General features: G+C 72.8%; 14 protein-coding genes. 12 read left to right on the top strand and 2 right to left on the bottom strand.

What is annotated here, in order from left to right; genetic code table 11:
• Positions 1 to 59: 59 nt before the first annotated feature.
• A complete protein-coding gene (locus tag ACFYPR_RS16705) occupies positions 60 to 788 on the bottom strand; it encodes an alpha/beta fold hydrolase (protein WP_387260714.1) in 729 nt (242 codons plus the stop codon).
• Between the two features lie 79 nt (positions 789 to 867).
• On the opposite strand from ACFYPR_RS16705, the gene ACFYPR_RS16700 reads away from it, so the two are divergent.
• From ACFYPR_RS16700 to nusB, 5 genes are all read left to right on the top strand, one after another.
• Entirely contained in the window at positions 868 to 1,866 is a 999-nt protein-coding gene (locus tag ACFYPR_RS16700; RefSeq protein WP_387260712.1) for a helix-turn-helix transcriptional regulator, read from the top strand.
• Between the two features lie 10 nt (positions 1,867 to 1,876).
• On the top strand, positions 1,877 to 2,956 hold the full coding sequence (aroB, locus tag ACFYPR_RS16695; protein ID WP_354863182.1) for a 3-dehydroquinate synthase: 1,080 nt from the start codon (positions 1,877 to 1,879) through the stop codon (positions 2,954 to 2,956).
• Positions 2,953 to 3,402, top strand: a complete 450-nt coding sequence (gene aroQ / locus ACFYPR_RS16690) for a type II 3-dehydroquinate dehydratase (RefSeq protein WP_387260709.1) — start codon at positions 2,953 to 2,955, stop codon at positions 3,400 to 3,402. The genes aroB and aroQ overlap by 4 nt, the downstream gene beginning before the upstream one ends.
• 62 nt (positions 3,403 to 3,464) lie before the next feature.
• Positions 3,465 to 4,022 (top strand): elongation factor P, encoded by a 558-nt coding sequence (gene efp, locus ACFYPR_RS16685; protein ID WP_007458344.1) that lies wholly within the window; start codon positions 3,465 to 3,467, stop codon positions 4,020 to 4,022.
• Between the two features lie 23 nt (positions 4,023 to 4,045).
• Complete coding sequence (nusB, locus tag ACFYPR_RS16680; RefSeq protein ID WP_193376622.1) at positions 4,046 to 4,456, top strand: transcription antitermination factor NusB; 411 nt, start codon at positions 4,046 to 4,048, stop codon at positions 4,454 to 4,456.
• A 74-nt stretch (positions 4,457 to 4,530) separates the two neighbouring features.
• Here the strand turns inward: nusB and ACFYPR_RS16675 are convergent, their stop codons facing one another.
• Positions 4,531 to 5,019 (bottom strand): transcriptional regulator, encoded by a 489-nt coding sequence (locus tag ACFYPR_RS16675; protein ID WP_007458348.1) that lies wholly within the window; start codon positions 5,017 to 5,019, stop codon positions 4,531 to 4,533.
• A gap of 289 nt (positions 5,020 to 5,308) precedes the next feature.
• On the opposite strand from ACFYPR_RS16675, the gene pyrR reads away from it, so the two are divergent.
• From pyrR to ACFYPR_RS16640, 7 genes are all read left to right on the top strand, one after another.
• Positions 5,309 to 5,893, top strand: a complete 585-nt coding sequence (pyrR, locus tag ACFYPR_RS16670) for a bifunctional pyr operon transcriptional regulator/uracil phosphoribosyltransferase PyrR (RefSeq protein WP_387260707.1) — start codon at positions 5,309 to 5,311, stop codon at positions 5,891 to 5,893.
• Positions 5,890 to 6,816, top strand: a complete 927-nt coding sequence (locus ACFYPR_RS16665) for an aspartate carbamoyltransferase catalytic subunit (protein WP_007458351.1) — start codon at positions 5,890 to 5,892, stop codon at positions 6,814 to 6,816. The genes pyrR and ACFYPR_RS16665 overlap by 4 nt, the downstream gene beginning before the upstream one ends.
• Positions 6,813 to 8,090, top strand: a complete 1,278-nt coding sequence (locus ACFYPR_RS16660; RefSeq protein ID WP_387260704.1) for a dihydroorotase — start codon at positions 6,813 to 6,815, stop codon at positions 8,088 to 8,090. Before ACFYPR_RS16665 ends, ACFYPR_RS16660 begins: the two co-directional genes overlap by 4 nt.
• Positions 8,087 to 9,250, top strand: coding sequence for a glutamine-hydrolyzing carbamoyl-phosphate synthase small subunit (carA, locus tag ACFYPR_RS16655; RefSeq protein WP_363938639.1), 1,164 nt, complete (start codon positions 8,087 to 8,089; stop codon positions 9,248 to 9,250). The genes ACFYPR_RS16660 and carA overlap by 4 nt, the downstream gene beginning before the upstream one ends.
• Positions 9,243 to 12,590, top strand: coding sequence for a carbamoyl-phosphate synthase large subunit (gene carB / locus ACFYPR_RS16650; RefSeq protein WP_354862812.1), 3,348 nt, complete (start codon positions 9,243 to 9,245; stop codon positions 12,588 to 12,590). Before carA ends, carB begins: the two co-directional genes overlap by 8 nt.
• Positions 12,587 to 13,657, top strand: a complete 1,071-nt coding sequence (locus ACFYPR_RS16645; protein ID WP_387260701.1) for a quinone-dependent dihydroorotate dehydrogenase — start codon at positions 12,587 to 12,589, stop codon at positions 13,655 to 13,657. The genes carB and ACFYPR_RS16645 overlap by 4 nt, the downstream gene beginning before the upstream one ends.
• Before the next feature lie 209 nt (positions 13,658 to 13,866).
• The gene (locus ACFYPR_RS16640; RefSeq protein WP_354862962.1) at positions 13,867 to 15,141 is read left to right on the top strand and encodes an adenosylmethionine--8-amino-7-oxononanoate transaminase; all 1,275 of its coding nucleotides are present in this window, start codon (positions 13,867 to 13,869) and stop codon (positions 15,139 to 15,141) included.
• Positions 15,142 to 15,153 lie beyond the last annotated feature (12 nt).

Below are 15,153 nucleotides of genomic sequence, written 5' to 3'. Positions count from 1 at the left end.
CCGGGAACCGGCCCTCCGGGCGGCGGTCGGTGCGTTCGCCGCCCGGTGCGGGCCTCCGCTCAGGTGCGAGCGACCAGGTCGAGGACGTCGGCCAGCGCCTTCGGCTCGCTGAGCATCGGCCAGTGCCCGGTGGGCAGTCCGTGCAGCTGGCCGTCGGCCAGGCCGGTGAAGAACGGGTGCCCCTCGTCGATCATCTGCCGCACCACCGCCAGCGGGAAGGTGCTGGCGACCAGTGCGGTCGGCACCGGGCGGCCACCCGTGCGGCGTACCGGATCGGTCGCCGTCCGCAGGGGCTGCGCGGTGCAGCGCTCGCGCAGGAGGGACAGCGTCGGCTCGTCCAGGCCGGCCAGGTTGGTCGGGTCGGCCGCCGGGTCCCAGGCCGGCGGTGGCAGCAGGTGCCCGTCGCCGATCGCCGCGCGCAGCCGCTGCTGCTCCGGCGGCGGCACCGTGTCGAACTGCGCCGTGCCGTCCGGCAGCGGCCCGCTCTCCACGTAGACCACCCGGGCGATGCGGTCCGGGATGACGTCGGCCGCCTGGGCCACCGGCATGCCGCCGCCCGAGTGCCCGACCAGCAGCACGTCGCGCAGATCCTCGACCTCGATCAGCCGGACGATGTCTGTGGTGTGCGTCTGCAGGGTCACCTGCGGCCCGGCGAGGTGGTGGCGCTCGGCCACCCCGGTCAGCGTCATCGGGTGGACGTCGTGGCCCTGCGCGCGCAGCAGACCGGTCACCTCCCGCCACGCCCAGGCGCCCAACCAGAACCCGGGCACCAGTACGAACGTCGCCATCTGTCACTCCTTCTCTCGGCTACCGACCGACCGTACGATCGAAACCGGACAGGATCCGCCCGGTTTGAAGGAGTGGCCTGTGTCTCATCCCGCCGGTCGGGTGCTGGCCCTGCTCGAGCTGCTCCAGGCCCGGCACCGGGCGACGGCCGGCGAGCTCGCCAGCCGGCTCGGTGTGGACGAACGGACGGTGCGCCGCTACGCGGCCACCCTGGTCGAGCTGGGCATCCCGGTGCTCGCCGACCGGGGCCGGCACGGCGGCTACCGGCTGCATCCCGGGTTCAAGCTGCCGCCGCTGATGCTCACCGACGATGAGGCGGTGGCCGTGCTGCTCGGCCTGGTCGTCGCCGAACGGGTCGGGCTGGCCACCGAGCTGCCGGCCACGGCGACCGCCCTGGCGAAGATCCGCCGGGTGCTGCCGGCGGCGCTGGCCGACCGGCTGACCGCCGTGCAGGAGCACCTCGGCTTCACCCTGCGGCGGCCCGAGCCCCAGGCGCGACCGGCGTCGGGCACCCTGCTGGCCCTGGCCGCGGCCGCCCGGCACCGGCAGCGGGTGAGCCTGGACTACCGCTCGTGGCGCGGTGAGCTGTCGCATCGCGACCTCGACCCGTACGGGCTGGTCTTCCACGCCGGCCGCTGGTACGTCACCGGCCACGACCACCGGCGCGGGGAGGTGCGCACGTTCCGACTGGACCGGATCGGCGCCGTGACGCCCGGCGCGGCGACGTTCACGGTGCCGGACGGCTTCGACGCGGTGGCGTGGCTGACCCGGTCGCTGGCGGGCGTGCCCTACCGGCACGAGGTCGAGGTGCTGCTGGAGACCGACCTGGTCGCCGCCCGGCGGCGCATCCCGGCCAGTGTGGCCGAGCTGACCGCCAGCGGCGACGGGGTGCTGCTGCGGGCCCGGGCGGAGAGCCTTCCCGGTATGGCGGCGCTGCTCGCCGGGCTGGGCTGCGCGTTCACCGTGCGCCACCCGGACGCGTTGCGTACCGCCGTGGCCGAGCACGCGCGCCTGCTGGCCGACTGGGCCGCCCGGCCAGCAGGTGGACAGACGCGGTCGCCACGCCGTCCGCTGGACTAGGCTGCCGGCGATGGACGAGGTGACCCGGATTCCGGTCGGCGGCGAACGGCCGTACGACGTGCTGGTCGGGCGCGACCTGCTGGACGCGCTGCCCGGGCTGCTGCCCGGCGCGACCCGGGCGGCGGTGCTGCACACGCCCCCGCTCAAGGCCCTGGCCGACGCGATCGGCGAACGGCTGCGCGCGGCCGGCGTCGAGCCGCTGCCGATCGAGGTGCCCGACGCCGAGTCGGGCAAGCAGATCGAGGTGGCGGCCGCCTGTTGGGACCGGCTGGGCGCGGCTGGTTTCACCCGTACCGACGCGGTGGTCGGCGTCGGCGGCGGCGCGGTGACCGACCTGGCCGGCTTCGTCGCGGCCTGCTGGCTGCGGGGCGTGCGCTGGGTGCCGGTGGCCACCTCGCTGCTGGGCATGGTGGACGCCGCCGTGGGCGGCAAGACCGGGATCAACACCGCCGCCGGCAAGAACCTGGTCGGCGCGTTCCACCCGCCGGTCGGCGTGCTGGCCGACCTGGCCACCCTGGACAGCCTGCCCGCCGTCGACCTGGCGGCCGGGCTGGCCGAGGTGGTCAAGTGCGGCTTCATCGCCGACCCGGTGATCCTGGATCTCGTCGAGCGTGACCCGGCGGCGGCCACCGACCCGCGCGGGCCGGTGACCCGGGAGCTGATCGAGCGGGCCATCCGGGTCAAGGCGGACGTGGTCGCCGGCGACCTGCGCGAGTCGGGCCTGCGGGAGGTGCTCAACTACGGCCACACCCTGGCCCACGCCATCGAGCAGGTCGAGGGTTACCGCTGGCGGCACGGCCACGCCGTGGCCGTGGGCCTGGTGTACGCGGCCACGCTGGCCCGGCTCGCCGGCCGGCTGGACGCGTCGACCGCCGATCGGCACCGGCGTACCCTGACCGCGCTCGGTCTGCCGGTGAGCTACCCGGCCGACGCCTGGGAGCGGCTGCTGGCCGTGATGCGGGTGGACAAGAAGGCCCGGGGCAGCCGGCTGCGGTTCGTGGTGCTGGACGCGCTGGCCCGCCCGGCGATGCTGGAGGGCCCGGACGACGCGCTGCTGGAGGCCGCCTACCGCGAGGTGGCCACCCCGTGAAGGTGTACGTGTTGAACGGGCCGAACCTGGGCCGCCTCGGCACCCGGGAGCCCGCCGTGTACGGCTCGACCAGCTATGCCGACCTGGTGACGCTCTGCGAGGCAACCGGCCGGGACCTGGGGCTCGACGTGACGGTCCGGCAGACCGACGCCGAGCACGAGCTGCTCGGCTGGCTGCACGCCGCCGCCGACGAGGGCGCCGCAGTGGTGCTCAACCCGGCCGCCTGGTCGCACTACTCGTACGCGGTGCGCGACGCCTGCGCCATGCTGCGCGGGCCGCTGGTGGAGGTGCACCTCTCCAACATCCACGCCCGCGAGGAGTTCCGGCACCACTCGGTGGTCTCGGCGGTGGCGACCGGGGTGATCTGCGGTCTCGGCATCGACGGCTACCGTCTCGCCCTGCACCATCTGGCCACCCGCGCAGGGGTCGTCCCGAGCGGGGACTGAGCGATTCGACGCAGCTAGTAGACTCCTAGGGTCTGTCCGCCAATTGATGATCAAGGCAGGAAATGGCCTCCACCAACGACCTCAAAAACGGCCTGGTACTCAACCTGGACGGCGAGCTCTGGGCCGTCGTCGAGTTCCAGCACGTCAAGCCCGGTAAGGGTGGCGCGTTTGTGCGCACCACGCTGAAGAACGTGCTGTCCGGGAAGGTGGTCGACAAGACCTTCAACGCGGGCACCAAGGTCGAAACCGCGACCGTGGACAAGCGCACGATGCAGTATTTGTACGCCGACGGGGAAGACTTCGTCTTCATGGATCTGGAGACCTTCGACCAGATCACCGTGCCCGGCGGCACCGTCGGCGAGGCAGCCAACTACCTGCTGCCCGAGGCGGAGGCGACCGTCGCCCAGCACGAGGGTGTGCCGCTCTACATCGAGCTGCCCACCAGCGTCGTGCTGGAGGTCACCTACACCGAGCCCGGCCTGCAGGGCGACCGTTCGACCGGCGGCACCAAGCCGGCGACCGTGGAGACCGGCGCCACCGTTCCGGTTCCGCTGTTCATCACCACCGGTGAGAAGATCAAGGTCGACACCCGCGACGGCCGTTACCTCGGCCGCGCCTGATGGCTGAGGGTCCCAAGCAGCAGATGCCGGCGCGCCGCAAGGCGCGCAAGCGGGCGCTGGACGTCCTCTACGAGGCCGACCTGCGGGATCGGCCGCCCGTCGAGGTCCTGGCCGGCTACCTCCAGCGCATCGAACAGCCCCGCCCGGAGCACCTGGGTTACGCGGTGGGCCTGATCGAGGGGGTCGCCGAGCACCTCAACCGCATCGACGAGCTGATCGCCAGCTACGCCGAGGGTTGGACGTTGGAGCGGATGCCGGTGGTCGACCGCAACCTGGCCCGGATCGCCGTCTACGAGTTGCTCTACGTCGACGAGATCGACGACGCGGTGGCGATCAGCGAGGCCGTCGAGTTGGCCCGGCAGATGTCCACCGACGATTCGCCGCGGTTCCTCAACGGCGTGCTCGGCCGCATCGCCGAGTACGCCACCCGCTGAGCGGCCGCGTACCCCGCACGACGAGAAGGGCCCGTGCCATCCGGCACGGGCCCTTCTTTCGGTGCAGCGACTGCTCAGGAGGCGAAGAACGCCCGGGGGTCGGCCACCAGCACGCCGTGCTCGGTGAGCCGCTCGATCAGACCCGACGGTGAGGCGTCGTAGACGATCGCGAGCGCCCGCAGATCGTCGGCGCGGATGGAGAGCACCCGGCCGTTGTAGTCACCACGCTGCTGCTGGATGGCGCGGGCGTAGCGGGCGACGTAGGCCAAGTCCTCGGAGGCCTCGTCGTAGAGCCGCTCCAGGTCCAGAACGATCTTGCTGGTGGGCTCGTGCCGGACCCCGCTGCCGTCCGGCAGCAGTTCCGAGACGGGGACACGGTAGAACTCGGCCAGCTCGGCCAGACGGGACACCGTCACGGCCCGGTCGCCACGCTCGTACGAGCCGACCACCACGGCCTTCCACCGCCCGTTCGACTTCTCCTCCACACCCTGCAGGGAGAGGCCCTGCTGCTGGCGGATGGAGCGCAGGCGTGCGCCCAGAGACTTGGCGTATTCAGAGGGCATTCGGACACTCCCAGTGCTGCTCGGGGTTCTCCCGTCGATCGCTACGGAGCGTGACGGTACGGGGAATGCGACACGTGGTCAAGTGGTCGTGACCTTACCGTTGGGGAGCACCGAGGGAGTTATCCCCATTTCGTCGGCCTGATCCGGTGGTCAGCGGCCGCCGTCCGTCGGCCCGGTGACCACTGGTAACGTGGCGTGAAGCCTCGGTCGGGTTCGCTCGCGCTCGCCGGCCGGAGGTGCCCGACATCCTTTAACGACCCGTCCCGTGAGGCGGGGAAGGAGGTCCGCCGTGGCATACCCACCGGCTGCCCGCTCGTCACCACCGCGACAACCCTCGGTGAAGGTGATCCTCGCCAGCGCCGACGTGCAGCGCGTGGTCGACCGCATCGCCCACCAGATCCTGGAGAAGACCCAGGGCGCCGCCGACACCGTGCTGCTCGGGATTCCCACCCGGGGTGCGCCCCTCGCGCGGCGGCTCGCCTCCCGGATCAGCACCTTCGAGGACGTCGTCGTTCCGGTCGGTGTGCTCGACATCACCCTCTACCGCGACGACCTGCGCCGGCACGCCACCCGCGCGATCGGCCCGACCCAGGTGCCCAGCGGCGGCATCGACGGCAAGCGGGTGATCCTCGTCGACGACGTGCTCTTCTCCGGACGTACCGTGCGCGCCGCGCTCGACGCGCTCAACGACGTGGGCCGCCCGGCGTCGGTGCAGCTCGCCGTCCTGGTCGACCGCGGCCACCGCGAGTTGCCGATCCGCGCCGACTACGTCGGCAAGAACATCCCGACGGCGCTCGCCGAGAGCGTCAAGGTGACGCTCGCCGAGACCGACGGCGCCGACGAGGTCAAGTTGTACGGGGGAACCGCCTCATGATCAGGCACCTGCTCTCCGGCGCCGACCTGGACGCCGACACCGCCACCGAGATCCTGGACACCGCCGCCGAGATGGCCACGGTCGCCGGCCGCGAGATCAAGAAGCTGCCCGCGCTGCGCGGCCGGACGGTGGTGAACCTCTTCTACGAGGACTCCACCCGCACCCGGATCTCGTTCGAGGCGGCGGCGAAGCGGCTCAGCGCCGACGTGATCAACTTTTCCGCGAAGGGGTCCAGCGTCGCCAAGGGCGAGAGCCTGAAGGACACCGCGCTGACCCTGCAGGCCATGGGCGCCGACGCGGTGGTCGTGCGGCACCCCGCCTCCGGCGCCCCGCACCGGCTCGCCAACTGGGTGGACGGGTCGGTGGTCAACGCCGGCGACGGCACCCACGAGCACCCCACCCAGGCGCTGCTCGACGCGTACACCATGCGGGCCCGGCTGGGCCGGCTGGCCGGCCTGTCGGTCGCGGTGGTCGGCGACGTGCTGCACTCCCGGGTGGCCCGCTCCAACGTCCTGCTGCTGTCCACCCTCGGCGCGAAGGTCACCCTGGTCGGTCCGCCCACCCTCATCCCCGTCGACATCGCCGGCGCTCTCGCCCCGGGCACCGACGTGTCCTACGACCTCGACGCCGTGCTGCCCGACGTCGACGTGGTGATGATGCTGCGGGTGCAGCGGGAGCGGATGAAGGACTCCTACTTCCCCTCCGCGCGCGAGTACTCCCGCCGTTACGGGCTGGACGGCCCGCGGATGCGCCGCCTGCCCGAGCACGCGATCGTCATGCACCCGGGCCCGATGAACCGGGGGATGGAGATCACCCCCGAGGTGGCCGACTCACCCCGCTCCACCATCGTCGAACAGGTCACCAACGGGGTCTCCGTGCGGATGGCTGTTCTTTACCTGCTGCTCGGAGGGAACAACCGGTGACCGCGTACCTCATCACCAGCGTGAGCATCGTCGGCGCCGCGCCGACCGACCTGCTGATCCGCGACGGCGTCGTCGCCGAGGTCGGTGCGGGGCTGTCCGCGCCGGACGCCGTGGTGGTCGACGGCGCCGGGCTGGTCGCCCTGCCGGGCCTGGTCGACCTGCACACCCACCTGCGCGAGCCCGGCCGGGAGGACGCCGAGACCGTCGAGTCCGGGTCCCGGGCGGCGGCGCTGGGCGGCTACACGGCGGTCTGCGCGATGGCGAACACCTCGCCGGTCGCGGACACCGCAGGCGTCGTCGAGCAGGTCTGGCGGCTCGGCCGGGAGGCCGCTCTGGTCGACGTGCAGCCGGTCGGCGCGGTCACCGTCGGGCTGGCCGGCGAGCGCCTGGCCGAGCTGGGCGCCATGGCCGACTCCGCGGCCCGGGTGCGGATCTTCTCCGACGACGGGCACTGCGTCGCCGACCCGTTGCTGATGCGCCGGGCCCTGGAGTACGTCAAGGCGTTCGACGGGATCATCGCCCAGCACGCCGAGGAGCCCCGCCTCACCGAGGGCGCCCAGATGCACGAGGGTGAGGTCTCCACCCGGCTGGGGCTGATCGGCTGGCCGGCGGTCGCCGAGGAGGCGATCATCGCCCGGGACGTGCTGCTGGCCGAGCACGTGGGCAGCCGTCTGCACGTCTGCCACGTCTCCACCGCCGGCAGCGTCGAGGTGCTGCGCCAGGCCAAGGCCCGTGGCGTACGCGTCACCGCCGAGGTCACCCCGCATCACCTGCTGCTCACCGACGAGCGTGCGGCAACGTATGACCCGGTCTTCAAGGTGAACCCGCCGCTGCGCACGGCCGCGGACATCACCGCCCTGCGGTCCGCGCTCGCCGACGGCGTCATCGACGTCATCGCCACCGACCACGCCCCGCACGCCGTGGAGGACAAGGAGTGCGAGTGGGCGTACGCCCGGCCGGGGATGCTCGGCCTGGAGACGGCCCTGTCCATCGCGCTCGACGTGCTCGGCCCCGAGTGGGACCTGATCGCCGAGCGGATGTCCCGCACCCCCGCCCGGATCGCGGGGCTGACCGGGCACGGCGTCGACCCGGCGCCCGGTGTGCCGGCCAACCTGACCCTGATCGACCCGGCCGTCCGCCGCACCATCGAGCCGGCGGAACTGGCCAGTCGCAGTCGCAACACCCCGTACGCCCGCATGACGCTGCCGGGTCGCATCGTGGCGACCTTCCTGCGCGGCGAGCCGACGGTCCTGGACGGAAAGGCTGTCAAGTGAGCAAGCGCAGACCCGCGATCCTCGTCCTGGAGGACGGGCGCACGTTCCCCGGCGAGGCGTACGGCAGCGTCGGTGAGACCTTCGGCGAGGCGGTCTTCAACACCGGGATGACCGGTTACCAGGAGACGCTTACCGATCCGTCCTACCACCGGCAGGTGGTGGTGCAGACCGCGCCGCACATCGGCAACACCGGCGTCAACGGCGAGGACGACGAGTCCGGCCGGATCTGGGTGGCCGGCTACGTCGTCCGCGACCCGGCCCGGATCGGCTCGAACTGGCGGGCCACCGGCAGCCTGGAGGACCGGCTCGCCACCGAGGGCGTGGTGGGCATCAGCGGTGTGGACACCCGGGCGTTGACCCGGCACCTGCGCGAGCGGGGCGCCATGCGGGTGGGCATCTCCAGCGTCGAGAAGGACCCGCAGAGCCTGCTGGCCCGGGTCCGGCAGTCACCGCAGATGGTCGGCGCGGACCTGTCCGCCGAGGTGACCACCGCCCAGCCGTACGTCGTCGAGGCGCTCGGCGAGCACCGGTTCACCGTGGCGGCGCTGGACCTGGGCATCAAGCGCAACGTGCCGCGCCGACTGGCCGCGCGCGGGGTGACCACCCACGTGCTGCCGGCCTCGTCGAGCATCGAGGACCTGCTGGCCACCGGCGCCGACGCGGTCTTCCTGTCGCCCGGCCCCGGCGACCCGGCGACGGCCGACGGCCCGGTGGCGCTGGCCCGGGAGGCGCTGCGGCGGGAGGTGCCGCTGTTCGGCATCTGCTTCGGCAGCCAGATTCTCGGCCGGGCGCTCGGCTTCGGCACCTACAAGCTGGGCTACGGCCACCGGGGGATCAACCAGCCGGTGCTCGACCGGGCCACCGGCAAGGTGGAGGTGACCAGCCACAACCACGGCTTCGCGGTCCGGGTGCCCGGTGCGGGGCAGGGCGCGGTGGTTCCCGACCAGGTGATCGACACCGACTTCGGCGGGGTGCGGGTGTCGCACGTCTGCCTCAATGACAACGTGGTCGAGGGGCTGCGGGCCGTGGACGTCCCCGCCTTCACCGTGCAGTACCACCCGGAGGCGGCGGCCGGCCCGCACGACGCCGACTACCTCTTCGACCGTTTCGCGGAACTGATCGAAGGCCGGACCCACAGCAAGGGGCGCAGCAATGCCTAAGCGGACCGATCTCAAGCACATCCTCGTGATCGGCTCCGGGCCGATCGTCATCGGGCAGGCCTGCGAGTTCGACTACTCCGGCACGCAGGCGTGCCGGGTGCTGCGCAGCGAGGGCATCCGGGTCAGCCTGGTCAACTCCAACCCCGCCACGATCATGACGGACCCCGAGTTCGCCGACGCCACGTACGTCGAGCCGATCACCCCGGAGTTCGTGGAGCTGGTCATCGCCAAGGAGCGCCCGGACGCGATCCTGGCCACCCTCGGCGGCCAGACCGCGCTGAACACGGCCGTCGCCCTGCACGAGGCCGGCGTCCTGGACAAGTACGGCGTCGAGCTGATCGGCGCGAACATCGACGCCATCAACCGGGGCGAGGACCGCCAGCTGTTCAAGGAGATCGTGGCGAAGGCCGGCGTACGCCTGGGCGTCGACGACCCGGCCGGGCTGGTGCCCCGCTCCCGGGTGTGCCACTCCATGGACGAGGTCGAGGCGACAGTCGCCGAGCTGGGCCTGCCGGTGGTGATCCGGCCGTCGTTCACCATGGGTGGCCTGGGCTCCGGCATGGCGCACACCCCGGAGGACCTGGCCCGCATCGCCGGCGACGGCCTGACCGCCAGCCCGGTGCACGAGGTGCTCATCGAGGAGAGCGTGCTCGGCTGGAAGGAGTACGAGCTGGAGCTGATGCGCGACCGGCACGACAACGTGGTGGTCGTCTGCTCGATCGAGAACCTGGACCCGATGGGCGTGCACACCGGCGACAGCGTCACCGTGGCCCCGGCCATGACGCTCACCGACCGGGAGTACCAGCGCCTGCGCGACCTGGGCATCGCGGTGCTGCGCGAGGTCGGGGTGGACACCGGCGGCTGCAACATCCAGTTCGCGGTCAACCCGGTCGACGGCCGGATCGTCGTGATCGAGATGAACCCCCGGGTGTCGCGCTCCTCGGCGCTGGCGTCCAAGGCGACCGGCTTCCCGATCGCGAAGATCGCCGCGAAGCTGGCCATCGGCTACACGCTCGACGAGATCCCCAACGACATCACCCTGAAGACCCCGGCGGCGTTCGAGCCGACCCTCGACTACGTGGTGGTGAAGATCCCCCGGTTCGCGTTCGAGAAGTTCCCCGGCGCGGACCCGGAACTGACCACCACCATGAAGTCGGTGGGCGAGGCGATGAGCCTCGGGCGCAACTTCACCGAGGCGCTGAACAAGGCGATGCGCTCGATGGAAACCAAGGCCGCCGGCTTCTGGACGCAGCCCGACCCGGCCGACGCGACGCGGGAGAACACCCTCACCGCGCTGCGCATCCCGCACGACGGCCGGCTCTACACGGTGGAGCGGGCGCTGCGTCTCGGCGCGTCGATCGCCGAGGTCGCCGAGGCGTCCGGCGGGATCGACCCCTGGTTCCTGGACCAGATCGCCGCGCTGATCGAGCTGCGCGCCGAGATCGTCGACGCGCCGGTGCTCGACGTCGAGCTGCTGCGTCGCGCCAAGCGGGCCGGCCTGTCCGACCGGCAGCTCGCCGCGCTGCGTCCGGAGCTGGCGGCCGAGGACGGCGTACGGACCCTGCGCCACCGCCTCGACGTGCGCCCGGTCTACAAGACCGTGGACACCTGCGCGGCCGAGTTCGAGGCCACCACCCCCTACCACTACTCCACGTATGACCTGGAGACCGAGGTCGTGCCGTCGGGCCGGCCGAAGGTGCTGATCCTGGGCTCCGGCCCGAACCGGATCGGGCAGGGCATCGAGTTCGACTACTCGTGCGTGCACGCGGTGCAGGCGCTGCGGTCGGCCGGTTACGAGACCGTCATGGTCAACTGCAACCCCGAGACGGTCTCCACCGACTACGACACGGCCGACCGGCTCTACTTCGAACCGCTGACCTTCGAGGACGTCCTGGAGGTCTGGCACGCGGAGGACTCCTCCGGCCGGGCGGCCGGCGGGCCGGGCGTGGTCGGCGTGGTCGTGCAGCTCGGCGGGCAGACCCCGCTGGGGTTGGCGCAGCGGCTCAAGAACGCCGGCGTGCCGATCGTCGGCACCTCCCCGGAGTCGATCCACCTGGCCGAGGAGCGGGGCGCGTTCGGCGCGGTGCTGGCCCGTGCCGGGCTGCGCGCGCCGGCGCACGGCATGGCCACGTCCTACGACGAGGCCAAGACGATCGCCGACGAGATCGGCTACCCGGTGCTGGTCCGACCGTCGTACGTGCTGGGCGGGCGGGGCATGGAGATCGTCTACGACGACCCGACGCTGCGCGACTACATCGGTCGGGCCACCGACATCTCCGGCGACCATCCGGTGCTGGTGGACCGGTTCCTCGACGACGCCATCGAGATCGACGTGGACGCCCTGTGCGACGCCGACGGCGCGGTCTACATCGGTGGCGTGATGGAGCACATCGAGGAGGCCGGGATCCACTCCGGCGACTCGTCCTGCGCGCTGCCGCCGATCACCCTCGCGGGGTCGCACCTGGCCGAGGTCCGCCGCTACACCGAGGCGATCGCCCGCGGTGTCGGCGTGCGCGGTCTGCTCAACGTGCAGTACGCGCTCAAGGACGACGTGCTCTACGTCCTGGAGGCGAACCCGCGCGCGTCGCGGACCGTGCCGTTCGTCTCGAAGGCGACGGCCGTTCCGCTGGCCAAGGCGGCCGCCCGGATCGCGCTCGGCGCGACCATCGCCGAGCTGCGCGCCGAGGGCCTGCTCCCGGCGACGGGCGACGGCGGCACGATGCCCGCCGACGCGCCGATCGCGGTCAAGGAGGCGGTGCTGCCGTTCAAGCGCTTCCGGACCCGGGCCGGCAAGGGGATCGACTCGCTGCTCGGGCCGGAGATGAAGTCGACCGGCGAGGTGATGGGCATCGACACCAACTTCGGGCACGCCTTCGCCAAGAGCCAGTCGGCCGCGTACGGGTCGCTGCCGACCGCCGGGAAGATCTTCGTGTCGGTGGCCAACCGGGACAAGCGCGGCATGATCTTCCCGATCAAGCGGCTGGCCGACCTGGGCTTCGAGATCGTCGCCACCACCGGCACGGCCGAGGTGCTGCGCCGGCACGGGATCGCCTGCGAGCAGATCCGCAAGCACTACGAGGCCGGCGAGGGGGAGGACGCGGTGTCGCTGATCCTCGGCGGCGACGTGGCCCTGGTGGTCAACACCCCGCAGGGCTCCGGCGCGAGCGCCCGCTCCGACGGCTACGAGATCCGCAGCGCCGCCGTCACCGCCGACATCCCCTGCATCACCACTGTTCCGGGCGCGGCGGCGGCGGTCATGGGCATCGAAGCGCGCATCCGGGGCGACATGCAGGTCCGCCCCCTGCAGGACCTGCACGCCACCCTCCGGGCGGCCCAGTGACCCTGTTCGAGCGGGTCGTGCGGCCGGGGTTGTTCCGCCTCGGCGGCGGCGATGCCGAGGCCGCGCACGAGTGGACACTGCGGCGGTTGGCCGGGCTGTCGCGGCGTCCGGTGGCGTTGGCGGCCCTGCGGGCCCGCTACGCCGTCCAGGCGCCGCGCACGGTGTTCGGCGTGCGGTTCCCCAACCCGGTCGGGCTGGCCGCCGGCATGGACAAGGACGGCGCCGCGCTGGCGGCCTGGCCGGCGCTCGGCTTCGGCTTCGTCGAGGTCGGCACGGTGACGGCGCACGCCCAGCCGGGCAACCCCCGGCCACGGCTGTTCCGGCTGCCGGCCAGCGAGGCCGTGGTGAACCGGATGGGCTTCAACAACGCCGGGGCCGCCGCGCTGGCCGCCCGGCTGGACGCGCTGCCACGCCCCATCGGGGTGCCGCTGGGGATCTCGCTGGGCAAGTCCAAGGTGACCCCGCTCGACGAGGCGGTCGAGGACTACCTCGCCTCGTACCGGGCGCTGCGCGGGCACGGCGACTACTTCGCGGTCAACGTGTCCTCGCCGAACACCCCGGGCCTGCGCTCGTTGCAGGACCGCGCGCATCTGGACGCCCTGCTGGCCGCACTGGTGGGGGAGAAGCCGGTCCTGGTCAAGATCGCACCAGATCTGACCGAGGCGGCGATCGCCGAGCTGCTGGAGGTGTGCCTGGCCCGGGGCGCCGCCGGGGTGATCGCCACCAACACCACCCTGGCCCGCGACGGTCTGGCCCCGGCCGACTCCGAACGCGGCGCCCAGGCCGGTGGCCTGTCCGGCCGGCCACTGACCGGCCGCGCCCGGGACGTGGTCGCGTTCGTCCATCGGGAGACCGCCGGCGCCCTGCCGATCATCGGCGTCGGCGGGGTGCTGGACCCGGACGACGCGGCGCGGATGGTCGACGCCGGCGCCGCTCTGGTGCAGCTCTACACCGGCTTCATCTACCGGGGGCCGGCCCTGGTCCGCGCCGCCGTCCGTGCCGCCGCCCGCGCGGCGGCCCGCGCGGCGGCCACAGCGGGGGCGCCGGACCCGGTCGCCGGGCGTTGACCGGCCCGGGTCCGGTGCTGACCCCGCCCCGCGCCGGCTCTGCGGCGGGGGTTCCACCCCCTCCGCGAGGCCTTTGCTCTGCTTCAACCCACGCAACGGCCGGCGTCCGATATCCGGACACCGGGCGTTGCGTCCGTTGAAGCAGAGCAAAGGATGAGAAGGAACGGCCCGACCGGCGGCCTGACGACCGGCGCCTGGAAGGAGCACGCATGACGCCCGAGGAGATCCTGGCCACCGACCGGGCCCACGTCTGGCACCCGTACGCCGCGCTGCCACCGGCGAACCCGCCGTACGTGGTGCGCGGCGCCGAGGGCGTACGGCTGACCCTGGCCGACGGCCGGGAGCTGGTGGACGGCATGTCGTCCTGGTGGGCGGCGATCCACGGCTACCGGCACCCGGTGCTGGACGCGGCCGTGACCGACCAGCTCGGCAGGATGAGCCACGTGATGTTCGGCGGGCTGACCCACGAGCCTGCGGTGCAGCTCGCGCGGACCCTGGTCGAGCTGGCCCCGGAGGGTCTGGAGCAGGTGTTCCTGGCCGACTCCGGCTCGGTCAGCGTCGAGGTGGCGGTCAAGATGTGCCTGCAGTACCAGCGGGCCATCGGGCGGCCACAGCGGCGCCGGCTGGCGACCTGGCGGGGTGGCTACCACGGCGACACGTTCCACCCGATGAGCGTCTGCGACCCGGAGGGCGGGATGCACCACCTCTGGGGCGACGTGCTGCCCCGGCAGATCTTCGCCCCGGTGCCGCCCGGCGGCTTCACCGACCCGCCCGACGAGGCGTACGTGGCGGCGTTGGTGGACACCGTCGAGCGGCACGCCGACGAGCTGGCCGCGGTGATCGTCGAGCCTGTCGTCCAGGGCGCCGGCGGGATGCGGTTCCACCATCCGGGTTACCTGCGGGTGCTGCGCGAGGTGACCCGCGCGCACGGGGTGCTGCTGATCTTCGACGAGATCGCGACCGGGTTCGGCCGTACCGGCGCGATGTTCGCCGCCGAGCACGCCGGGGTGGCCCCGGACGTGATGTGCGTGGGCAAGGCGCTCACCGGGGGCTACCTGACCCTGGCCGCGACGCTGTGCACCGCCGAGATCGCCCGGGGCATCTCCGCCGACGGCGTGCTGGCCCACGGGCCCACCTTCATGGGCAACCCGCTGGCCTGCGCGGTCGCCAACGCCTCCATCGGGCTGCTGCGGGCCGGGGACTGGGCGGCGCAGGTGTCCAGGGTCGGCGCCGGCCTGCGCGCCGGCCTGGAGCCGCTGCGCGCCGCCCCGGGCGTGGCCGATGTGCGGGTACTCGGGGCGATCGGGGTGGTCCAGCTCGACCACGAGGTCGACCTCGGCGCGGCCACCGCGGCGGCCGTCGAGCGGGGCGTCTGGCTGCGGCCGTTCCGCGACCTGATCTACACGATGCCGCCGTACGTCACCGACGACGCCGACCTGGCCCGTATCGCGGCCGGGGTGGCGGCGGCGGTGGCGGCCGGCTGAGCGGTCCCGGTC

This window comes from Micromonospora sp. NPDC005254, assembly GCF_042872525.1.
In the GTDB taxonomy this organism is placed as follows: domain Bacteria; phylum Actinomycetota; class Actinomycetes; order Mycobacteriales; family Micromonosporaceae; genus Micromonospora.
The sequence above is the reverse complement of the archived record's forward strand: the minus strand, read 5'-3'. Positions and strand labels throughout refer to the sequence as shown.

Bases quoted from the DNA above. Each gene is read 5' to 3' on its own strand.
- efp (WP_007458344.1), top strand. From the start codon at position 3,465: ATGGCCTCCACCAACGACCTCAAAAACGGCCTGGTACTCAACCTGGAC.
- aroB (WP_354863182.1), top strand. From the start codon at position 1,877: ATGGACGAGGTGACCCGGATTCCGGTCGGCGGCGAACGGCCGTACGAC.
- nusB (WP_193376622.1), top strand. From the start codon at position 4,046: ATGCCGGCGCGCCGCAAGGCGCGCAAGCGGGCGCTGGACGTCCTCTAC.
- carB (WP_354862812.1), top strand. From the start codon at position 9,243: ATGCCTAAGCGGACCGATCTCAAGCACATCCTCGTGATCGGCTCCGGG.
- ACFYPR_RS16640 (WP_354862962.1), top strand. From the start codon at position 13,867: ATGACGCCCGAGGAGATCCTGGCCACCGACCGGGCCCACGTCTGGCAC.
- ACFYPR_RS16675 (WP_007458348.1), bottom strand. From the start codon at position 5,019: ATGCCCTCTGAATACGCCAAGTCTCTGGGCGCACGCCTGCGCTCCATC.
- ACFYPR_RS16705 (WP_387260714.1), bottom strand. From the start codon at position 788: ATGGCGACGTTCGTACTGGTGCCCGGGTTCTGGTTGGGCGCCTGGGCG.
- ACFYPR_RS16665 (WP_007458351.1), top strand. From the start codon at position 5,890: ATGATCAGGCACCTGCTCTCCGGCGCCGACCTGGACGCCGACACCGCC.